The sequence below is a fragment of the Pseudoalteromonas denitrificans DSM 6059 genome (assembly GCF_900112265.1).
Taxonomy (GTDB): domain Bacteria; phylum Pseudomonadota; class Gammaproteobacteria; order Enterobacterales; family Alteromonadaceae; genus Pseudoalteromonas; species Pseudoalteromonas denitrificans.
Genome location: NZ_FOLO01000022.1, coordinates 1 through 11432, shown reverse-complemented (window position 1 = coordinate 11432; position 11432 = coordinate 1). Strand labels below are relative to the sequence as shown.

The 11432-nt window shown below is 37.0% G+C and carries 5 protein-coding genes; all 5 read left to right on the top strand.

The window, feature by feature from the left end; all coding sequences use genetic code 11:
* Positions 1-780: hypothetical protein (locus tag BM088_RS27255; protein WP_218156525.1), on the top strand; the 780-nt coding region annotated here is incomplete at its 5' end.
* 113 nt (positions 781-893) lie between these two features.
* Positions 894-8615 (top strand): toxin TcdB middle/N-terminal domain-containing protein, encoded by a 7722-nt coding sequence (locus BM088_RS14095; protein WP_091985124.1) that lies wholly within the window; start codon positions 894-896, stop codon positions 8613-8615.
* Positions 8609-9073 carry a hypothetical protein gene (locus tag BM088_RS14090; protein WP_091985120.1) on the top strand — a complete coding sequence of 155 codons (465 nt, stop codon included), beginning with the start codon at positions 8609-8611 and terminating at the stop codon, positions 9071-9073. The genes BM088_RS14095 and BM088_RS14090 overlap by 7 nt, the downstream gene beginning before the upstream one ends.
* Before the next feature lie 567 nt (positions 9074-9640).
* Positions 9641-10645 carry a transposase gene (locus tag BM088_RS14085; RefSeq protein WP_091985117.1) on the top strand — a complete coding sequence of 335 codons (1005 nt, stop codon included), beginning with the start codon at positions 9641-9643 and terminating at the stop codon, positions 10643-10645.
* A 497-nt stretch (positions 10646-11142) separates the two neighbouring features.
* On the top strand, positions 11143-11432 hold a 290-nt coding region (locus BM088_RS14080; protein WP_143085079.1), incomplete at its 3' end, for a hypothetical protein.

Sequence of the window (11432 nt, the reverse complement as noted above, 5' to 3'; positions counted from 1 at the left end):
AAGTTTAAAAGCATGACTTCAGATATATCTTTTGAACGTACAATTGATATGGTGGGGTCACATACATTTTATGTTGAAGCCTGTAATGTAAGTGGCGTTTGTGGGCCGCAACAATCTCTTACAGTTTCTGTAACAGGCATTGGTAAAGTGACCTCTTTCACTGCAATACCAGATAATATAATTACAGGGCAAGTTACTACTTTAAGTTGGTCTTTACCGCTGAGCTTTACCGGTGATGCTTATTACAACTTATATGTTGATAAACCGGATGCTTTAGAAAGGTTAAAGTTTGACAGAATGACTACTGAAATAAAATTTGACCGACGTATTAATTTGCCGGGTATACATACCTTTTATGTTGAAGCTTGTGATGTGAGTGGTAAATGTGGCCCGAAAAAATCATTATTAGTAACAGTTTCTGCATCGGGTATTAGTGTATTTAAAGATATTGGAGGCAGCCTGTATTTACAAATACCTCAAGGGCTAGATCACAAATATATAAAACTTGTGAAAGATGAAAGTAATAAGTGGTCTGTTGTTGAATTGACGCAAGCTGAATGGAACGCACTTTCTTTAACAATTACAGGCTATACGATTGAATTAGGTGATTTTAACCTTGATGCTTTATCTGACTTTAGGCTAACAAGTGCAAATAATAATATTATTATCACTGTGTTGAAAACAGTGTCAGGTTATCAGGTTAATGAAGAAATTAAAATCAACTTTCTATCCATTGATTTACTTGGTAAACCTATTGTTAGTAACCAAGAGTCGCAATAGTGAGTGAAATCATTTATTAAAAAATAATTTACCGCCATTAGCTGTTTAAAACCAGCTAATGGCTTTTTACGTATTTGTAATAACCCATTTAAAATAAAAATCGAGACATTTATATGACACATGTGAGCAGGCGACTGAGCAAGGTAATGCACTTTTGTTTTGTCAATTTATTATTACTATTGGGTAGTTTGAGCGTATCAGCTCAGGCTCAAGCGCTTAATACCATTACCAACTTATCGGTAAAGGGTGAGTATGCATATCTTACGACCCAAGTTGCTAAATCACATGCTTTAAATGCGTGCATTGCAACTGCGACGAAAGAGCAGTGGATTTTGCCGCTGACAGGCAATACACATGTGTATGAATTATTAGCGATTGCCAAAAAATATAATCACCCGATAGAAGTAGTATCAAGCAATACCTGTCAAACAGGTATTGAGGTGGTGAAAACGGCGAATATTAATTACCAGTATTCAGCGCAATCAGCTGCAACGGTTGCATCAAATGCCAATTTTGTTGCCCGCGCTACGTTTGAATTAGCACAAGGCGTTACTTTAGATAGTGTGTCATTTGGTTTATCAAATAATGGTGCTGCAATACAATGGAAAGACGCGGTTAAAACGAATGATGTTTACACGTTCGATTTTGGTTTATTAGCACAAAGTAATTATAAACTGACAGTTAAAGCAAGTGTTGGCACTGTTGATGTTGAAGAGGTTGTGAGCTTTAAAGCCGGTGTTAAAGCAATTGCGCTTGTTTATACAGATACCGCAGGCAACTTATATATAGAAGTAAATGGCAGTTATTTAAAATTATCAAAAGATACAAATGGTACGTGGACAGTCACAGCAGTATCAGCTGCTGATTGGCAAAAATTAACATTAATCCCCAGTGAATTTAACTTTGAATTAGGTGATTTCAGTGGTGATAGTTTAGAAGATATTAAATTAACCAATGCAGATGGCACAGTTAATGTTGTGTTTGAAAATAGTAATGATGGTTATGTGGTTAAGGCTGGAGAGCCTGAGCTATATACTTTTACAAGTTCCGATTTTGCAAAAACAAATGATACACAAAGATTAGAGCTACCAACGAAAGGTGCGGGTAATATTATTGCTTCAACACCCGGCCAGTTTAGAGTGGATGAGTCGGGTAATGCGACATATCAGGTGCCTTTTAACTTACCAATTGGTCCAGCTGGCATTCGTCCAGAATTAGGTTTGGGTTATTCTAGTGCTAATACGCGCACAGGTTTTGCTGGTGTGGGTTGGTCTTTATCTGGTATGTCATCAATTAGCCGCTGTGGTAAGTCACATTATTACGATGACTTAGGTGATGCTTTTGTTGAGGATATTTCGTTTACAGCGGATGATGCTTTTTGTGTTGATGGGCAACGCCTTATTGAAGTAAGTGCTGGTGTATATCGCACTGAACAAGATAGTTTCACAGAATATACCGCTAATATATCAGGTGCAGACATCATAGGTTTTACCGCTGAAACTAAGTCAGGTGAAACACATTATTATGGTAATAAAAATAATGCAACGACAGCTGTACAGTCTATTAATTCAAGTGTAACAGGCAATGTTGCAGTGGCATTAACTTGGTTGCGTAGTTCTATTGTCGATACTCATGGTAATACCATTAACTATCAATTTAAAACGATTAATAACACAGATGAATTGATTTTAGATAAAGTTACTTACGGTCCAGTGACGGTTACTGTTCATTCAGAAGATAAGCCTGAAGGGCAAAAGTTTGACCGTCAGTATGGCTATAGGTATGGTCAGAAATATCAGCAAACACAACGGCTTGCGGGTGTTACAGTTGCTGTGTCTAAAGGCGGTAGTCATTTTGCCAACCGTTATTACGATATCGGGTATAGCACAACGCATAATCGATTATCTTATATCGATACCATTACAGAATGTATTGCTGAAAATACCCATTGTGCCAAACCTGTTACGTTTAACTGGTCAGTGGAGCTAGGTGGAGGAAATGTAACGCTACCGACATTCAGTGGTTCAAATCCCGTTGACATAAGTACTGATCACAATGGTGGTTATACACGCATTCTTGATTTTAACGGTGATGGTATTTCTGATTTCATTGAGCCTAAAACAGATACTTCTTGGCAAGTTACCTTTGGTAAAAAGAGCCGTGAAGGAGGGTATACAACTGAAACAGTATCGTTAAGTGGCTCAAACAATCAAGATAATTACGCTTTTGAATATGCCAAGGTTGTAGATATAAATGGTGATGGCCGTCAAGACTTATTAATACCCAGTTATGTTGGTACACAAACACAATGGCATGGTATTTTTTATAGTCCCGGAGTTAGAGAAGTCAATGAATGTGAAACAGAGTCTGGACATGAATACCTTTGTAGCATAGAAAGTAAGGCCCATACATTAATTGGTGAGCTCGTTTTGCCTGCCGCTACCGCTGATGCTAAAGATGTAAACTTTGCTGATATCAATGGTGATGGTTTGCTGGATATGACGTATAAAATAACGTTGTCAGATAAAACGTCTCCACAAAAATCAGGAAGCATATCCTCAAAAATTCATGTGAATTTAAATCAAAGTATTGATGTAAATGCCGGAACAACAAATAATTATTTTGCAGCTATAAAGGGTATTTATACTTCACCAACTGACGGAAGTGATGGGCAAAGTGAAATCAAAGACCTTGTTTGGCTTGATGCCAATGGTGATGGTTTAACAGATATATTGGTTAAGTTAATCTTATATAAACTAGATGAAATGAATACCTGTAATAACGGTGAACCTTGTTTATACCCTAATGGCTCAAAAACAGTTTTACTATTAAATCAAGGGGGTCAATTCACTTCACATGATACAGAGATCAGCTCGTTATATAAAATGAAGTTAGCCGACTTTAATGGTGACGGCATGGCTGATATTTTATATCCAAGTAGTGGCACTGTAAGAATAAGTACCGGTGAAGGGTTTATGCCAGGCATCGTTGTTGAGGCACTCAAAGGCCTTGAAGAAAAAGACTACATGTTAATGGACTTTGACATGGATGGTCATACTGATTTATTAACCTATAACAACAATAATAATTCATCCTGGTTTGTTAAACGCTTTAATCCAACAACAAAGGGTTTTGAAGCGAGTAACGCTTATGGCTTGCAAAGTAGCTTTGCTTTTGAGAAAAAAGACACGGATATCATTCAGTATGGCGACTTTGATGGTGACGGCGCATTAGATTGGGCAAGACTCAGAGACAATAAGTGGTCACTGTATTACCGTATCAATACATCAAATAGCAAAAATAATGTTATTAAGCACTTTATTGATGGCATGGGCAATCAAACGGGTGTGACATATAAACCATTAACTGATAGCAGTGTTTATGAAGGCACTGTGGAAGTGCGTTTTCCTCTTATTAGCGTTACAAATCCTGTATATGTAGTTAGTGAAGCAACCAGTCCTGATGGTACTGGCACCCAGGCTTCGGTGAAATATAAATATGCCAATATGGCATTGCATGGTCAAGGTCGTGGTTATTTAGGTTTTGCTAAATTAACTACCATAGATGGCCGTGATGAAACATATGATATGGTCACTGAAACTTATTACAATCAAGGTTTTGATGCCAGTATTGCTAACCCGAGTGAGCTATCTGAACCTGAATTTATTGGCATGCCCACTAAAACACGTCAAAGCATGATTAAAAAAGACGGTACAGGCAGTATTCTTTTATCAGAAGCGGTTAATGAGTATAAAAAGTTAGTAACGGTTGATGCCTTAGATACCAGCGCACCAAAGTCACCTTATTTTACTTATATTGAAAAAAGCACTGAAAAAGCCTATCACTTAAGCGGTGGTGCTAATGGCGTTACCTATACTGATGGTGGGATTAAAAGCACCACAACAACCACCAATGGGTATGATGCAACAGGTAATTTAACGTCAAGTGAAGTAATATTAAAAAATGCAGATGATAGTCATGTATTTAAAACAACCAGCACCAATAGTTACCTTAAAGGAGGGGGTAGCTGTGCTGCGGGTGTAAGTGACTACAATACCAGTTACATCAAAGATTATGCGCGTTTTGGTCGATTAACCTGTAGCGCTGTATCAAAAACAGTTACAAAAGATAATCTCAGTACAACGCAATCTAGAATGAGTGGCTTTGGTTATAATGCTCAGGGTATTTTAAATACTGAAATTACCGCATTAGGCTCAGACCAACAGGTTACAACTGAATATACTTTTAATGCTAAAGGTAATATAGAAACTAAAACGGTATCTGGTAAGGCGCTTATCGCGGGCGGTAATTCGGGCGATAATTACAGTACAACAAGCTTCTCCGATGCAATCAGTCGTACACAAACCATGAAGTATGACGCAGACCAACGTTTTATGACAAGCCAAAGCAATGACTTGGGTTATACAACGTGTTTTAACGTGAACTCTGTGACAGGTTTAGTGACCTCAAAAACCACCAATGTCGCCAGTTGTGATGATGCAGCCCTTGCAAATGGGTTTACTACTGTTTATCGCTACAATGCTTTTGGTCAGGCAACAGCAACACAAACGCCAAATGGTTTAAGTAAGTTAATAAACCGTAGCTGGGTTAATGCAAGTCAGCCGCAATTGGGTTATAGCGAAACGGTAACAAGTTCAACGGGTTTACCATCAACGTCTTATTTTGATAACTTAGGACGTGCTTATAAAGTTAAAAGCAATACTTATAATGCAAATAAGTATCAATATGCGATAACACAATTTGATGAGTTTGGCCGTACACATAAACAGTCTATTCCACTCAGTACAGAAACAGTCACAGCAACGCAATGGCAAACGTCTGAGTTTGATATTTTAGGGCGTACGATCAGCCAAACAACACCGAGCTTTAACGGTTCAGCTTTAACGGTTACAACAACGTATGACAAATACAGCCAAACACAAGTACATTCAGATGGTACTAAAAAGGTTAAAAAAGTCAGCACCTTTAATGTTGCCGGTGAGTTGGTTAACACCATAGACAATGCGGATGCAGCAGACGGTGCAACCGCAAGCAGCATTGCATTCACATATGATGCTTACGGTAAACTATTAACCACAACAGACAGCCTATTAAACGTTATTCAAAATACGTATGACAGTGCTGGCAATAAAATCACAATGAATGACCCAGACAAAGGCCTTTGGACTTATAAGTACAATGCTTTTGGTGAGTTAAAGTGGCAAGAAAGTGGCAATAAGACCGTTACTTGGTTTAATTACGATACATTAGGGCGTGTGATACAGCGTATCGATAATGCAACTGGCGCAAGTGAGTCCCGTTGTTTTATGTTTGATGGTCTGTACCAGGGGGCAAAAGATTCTGAGCGTGTCGTAAAAGGCGCAAGCTGTCGTGTTGATAGCAAAGTCGTATTTGAAAAACAATATGGTTACGATACTTTAGCCCGTTTAGAAAGCACCACTACAGACATTTATCATGATGATGCGCCGACAGTGAGCCAATATCAACGTAATTATTACGATGGTTTAAGCCGTGTTTACATGTCGCAATTAAGTAATGATTATGCAGTTGGCTATCAATTTAATGCCAATGGCATTAAAACATCTGAGCATAGCTTAGAATTTGATGCCGCAAGCAATACAGTGAATGTCACTGAGCTGAAAAAAATTGTTGCAGTGAACTACCGTGGTCAGGTAACAGAAGAGCAATTTTTAGGTAACCAAACCATTAAGCATAATTTTGATGCTAATACCGGTCTGGAAAAAGGCTTTAGTACATTAGGTATTGCTAATGGTTCCGTGTTAGGGGAACTTAACGCGTCATATGCATATAATGCTTTTGGACAACTTAAACAGCGCGATATTAATAGCTTATACGATGCGACACGTACCGATGAATATCAATATGATGGCCTGAATCGTTTAAAACAAACGGCTATGCGTTATGGCGCTCAAGCAGGTGCCGATAACTATTATTGTTATGATGCAATTGGCAATATGTTGCAAAAAGAAGGCGCTAAAGCCTGTGATGCAAAAACAAATCATTTTAGTTACGGTAATACAGCGCGTAGTAAGGGTAATGCTGGGCCACATGCACTGCGCACCGATACCAATACAGGGCGTAATTTCAGTTACGATAATAACGGTAACTTACAAACCGATGGTAACAGAAATTTCATTTATTCGGCTTTTGATAAAGTAACGCAAATTAGTCAAAACGCGAATATGCAAGTTAACTTTAGATATGGTGCGGGTTTATCACGTTATTTCCGCAAAGATACCTACTTAGCGGGCAATGGTGCCGGCCTTGATACTGAAGGTGAGCGTAAAGATACCCAAACACATTATTTTGGTGCCTTTGAGCGTATTCAAAAATTAAGTGATAATGGCAATGCGCAACTGAGTTACCAATATGCTGTTGGCAATATTATGATCACAAAAGATGTCGGCACTGGGGTTATTAGTCGTAAACTTATGGTACGCGACCATTTAGGCTCGGTATTGGCAGTGACCAGTAACGCAAAAGTAGTACAGGCATTTTATTACAAGGCATTTGGTGAGCAGGTCGACATGACTGAAAATGCATTTGGGCCATATAAACGGTATGCACGCCAAGGGTATACTGGCCATGAAATGCTTAATGGTTTAAATGTCATTCATATGAACGGTCGGATCTACGATCCAACGCTTGGTCGATTCTTACAAGCTGATCCAAATATTCAGGCTCCTAGTAATAGTCAGAGTTATAATCGATATTCTTATGTTCTGAATAACCCTATGTCATATACCGATCCGAGTGGGTATTTTTTTAAAGCACTAGGGAAGTTTGTTAAGAAGTATGGGAGGATGATTGTTGCTGCTGTGGCTGCGTACTATACATTTGGTCTGGCTACTGGCTGGGTTGCTGCGGCACAATTATCAGCTGGTGCAGCCGCTTTAGGGGGAGCTGCCGCAGGTTTTGTTTCTGGCGCTATTATGACAGGCTCGCTCAAAGGAGCGGCAACTGGAGCATTAACAGGTGCTGTTATGGGAGGTATTGGAGCTTCCTTCAGCGGAGCAGAAGGATTCTTAGCAAGTGGTGCCGTTGGCGGTGTAATGTCCGATTTACAAGGTGGTAAATTTGGGCACGGATTCTGGTCTGCTGGCTTAGGTTCGGCTACAGGAGGACAATATAGTAGTAACGCTCCTGTTCAAGTATTAGTTGCAGCAGTTGTTGGTGGTACTATCTCAAAATTAACTGGAGGCAAGTTTGCTAATGGTGCTGTCGGTGCGGCATTTGCTGCTGCGTTGAGAGCCGATTGGGGTGATAAATTAAATAAGAAATCACCATATTCATCAGGTCCTGTTAATCTTACTGAAGAACAATTAAATGATATAAATGCGAAAATAAAAGAATTACAAATTTCATTAGATAAAAAAAATAATAGCGGTGGTTTTTTAACTATGGATGACGCCGCGAAGTGGTATCATAATAACATTCAATCATTGTCTGAAAAGTATGATATGGAAATAGGTGCTCGTATTTTTAAAAATGATATGTATTATGACCTTGAAACTAAACTTACAAGCACTAGATATTTTTCAGGGAATATAACAACTAATTATGCCCATAATGTAACAACTATAAGCAACTCTACTTTTGGTTCATTCTCTCCAATTGCTGAATGGCACTCACATGGACATAGTAATGTTTCTTATACCATGCCTACAGATGTAGCTGATGTTGATTCTAAAGTAATAAGTGCTGCATATCTAAGTACTGGTGAATATAACTCAAGTACAGCTTTATGGAAATATACGGGTTCAGTAACAAAAATGTGTGGGAAAAAATGTTAATAATTAATAATATCAAAATAGGGGTTGTTTTTTATATTTTAATGGTGATTTTACCTTTTGAAATAAAAGCAAATAAAGATTATGGCCAAAAAACCTCTTTTTATGAATTGATACCACTAAAAGTTGATTTTCATTTAAAACAATTATGGCTTGAAGGTTTTTTTTGGGAAGGAAAAGTGCATATTGGAAATGGTGTGATGAAGAAAAAAATAATGTTATTTCACTCTCATGAGGCTTTAGAGTATGCACGATTTTATGATGCAGTTGAAATTGAATTTAACGAGAAAGAAAGAGCTGCTCCTAATTTTAATAAATTAGTTAAATCATTAAATGGCAAATATGTAAGAGTTAATGGTGAATTTTCAACTAAAAGTCTTTTGAATATAGGAACAATTAGAAATACAGTAATGCTTAAAGAAATACCTAAACGGAATGAAAATAAAAATAGACACCCATAAATATGTCTTTAAAAAGGGGTCATTTCTTTATTAAAAAGGAACTATAACAACTATATAACAACTATAGACACCCATAAATATGTCTTTGATATTTGAAGAATTAGGTGTAAAAGCAATTATAGACACCCATAAATATGTCTTTGATATTTGAAGAATTAGGTGGGTTGTCTATACTTTAACCACTGGTAAATCATTATTGGTGGTGAGTATGGCTAGGGCAAGAGAGTCTTTAATTGATTTAGATGCAACCCCACCCCGTAAACAACTATAGACACCCATAAATATGTCTTTGATATTTGAAGAATTAGGTGGGTTGTCTATACTTTAACCACTGGTAAATCATTATTGGTGGTGAGTATGGCTAGGGCAAGAGAGTCTTTAATTGATTTAGATGCAACCCCACCCCGTAAACAACTATTACTATAGACACCCATAAATATGTCTTTGATATTTGAAGAATTAGGTGTGAAAACAACTATAGACACCCATAAATATGTCTTTGATATTTGAAGAATTAGGTGGGTTGTCTATACTTTAACCACTGGTAAATCATTATTGGTGGTGAGTATGGCTAGGGCAAGAGAGTCTTTAATTGATTTAGATGCAACCCCGTATTATCACTGCATTAATCGTTGTATTCGTAGAAGTTTTTTATGTGGCGATGACAAATTCTCAGGTAATAACTTTGACCACAGGCGTACTTGGCTGGTCGATAGAATAAAACGCCTTTCAACCATATTTTTAATCGATATTGCAGCTTATGCAATTATGTCAAATCACTATCATCTTGTTTTAAAGGTAAATAGAGACGGTGCTTTAAATTTAAGTGATGATGAAGTGATTGAGCGTTGGTATCAACTTTATCATGGTTGTGTTTTAGTTGACCGTTATAGAGCGGGTGAAAAACTAGATAGTGCGTGTTTATATCGGATAAATGAAATAGTGAATGAATGGCGTACACGCTTGTTTGATATCAGTTGGTTTATGCGCAATTTAAATGAATTCATTGCTCGAAAAGCTAACTTTGAAGATAATTGTACCGGCAGGTTTTGGGAAGGGCGTTTTAAATCCCAAGCATTATTAGATGAAACAGCATTATTAAGTTGCATGATGTATGTTGATTTAAACCCTATTCGTGCAAAAATGGCAAACTCCTTGTTAAATAGTGATTTCACATCAATTCAAGAACGTATTAAACAATACCAGTCTTTTCAAAAGCAGCAGAAAAAACAAAAGAATACAGCAAATAAAAAATCAGGTTTTAGAGTATTACAGCAACCTAAAGCTTTGATGAACTTTGGTTTAACGGCAGACAAAAATACAATCCCTTTTACATTATTTGATTATTTAGCGTTAGCTGATTTTAGCTGTCGTATCATTCAGCCAAATAAATGCGGAGCAGTTTCAAGCGAAGTACCAAAAATATTAGTTGTGCTCAATATTAAAATTGACTCATGGATTAATACGGTAAACCACTTCAGGCGACAATATTCGAATTTTGCGGGTTCTAAATCATCACTTATGAAATGTGCACATAGCCACAATCATAGTTGGTATAAAGGTAGTGCTTAATGAGTCATGAGGTTAAAGTTATTCATTTTTAAATTCAACAGATAAAAGCAAGATACAAACCTGCTAGGTTTGTTACATTTGTAATTCATCAAAAATCATTATCTCTTAAAAACTACCTTTAAATATTATATTTTCTCATGAACTTTAAGTTTTGATAGCTTATTAAAGTGAATTCAAAAGTAATGAATGATTTAAAATCAATAAGATATTTATGCGTGCCTTGTCTTAAGGAAGGCTATAAGGTTTGTTGGTTAAATTATTGCAAAAAGGTATTTGCAATGATACTTTGTACCCAAAATAAAAACCCAAGAAAATAATACCTTCTAAAGGTAATAGAATATTTAAATTACCAAAATAGATATTGGTCACCATTCAAAATCTTTATTTAGTAAAAGCCAATAAAACGGTACGAAATTATATGGTTTTGGTTCACTAGTGGTCTGATTTTATCTTGGTAGGAGGATACTATTTCATATAAAAAATTACAAGGAGAACATATGTTTAATAAATTGATATTGACAACAGCTTTGTGCGGATTAACTAGCACAGCTCTGGCCGAGGATAGCAGCAGTAACTTCAACAATAACTCCATTGCTAATTTAAATCAGCAACAAACTCTGCTCCCAATTCAACCTGATCAGCTAGACTCCTCGGTTACAATTAACGCTACGCTAAATTATTTACCGGCGAATGATATGGCTGATACTAATAAGCATCCCCATCAACTAGAACAAGAGATTAACCAGCTTTATTTGACAGACCAAAAGTACAATTCAGTTCAAAGCAA

Coding starts and splice junctions, on each gene's coding strand:
- BM088_RS14095 (WP_091985124.1), top strand. CDS start 894: ATGACACATGTGAGCAGGCGACTGAGCAAGGTAATGCACTTTTGTTTT.
- BM088_RS14090 (WP_091985120.1), top strand. CDS start 8,609: ATGTTAATAATTAATAATATCAAAATAGGGGTTGTTTTTTATATTTTA.
- BM088_RS14085 (WP_091985117.1), top strand. CDS start 9,641: ATGGCTAGGGCAAGAGAGTCTTTAATTGATTTAGATGCAACCCCGTAT.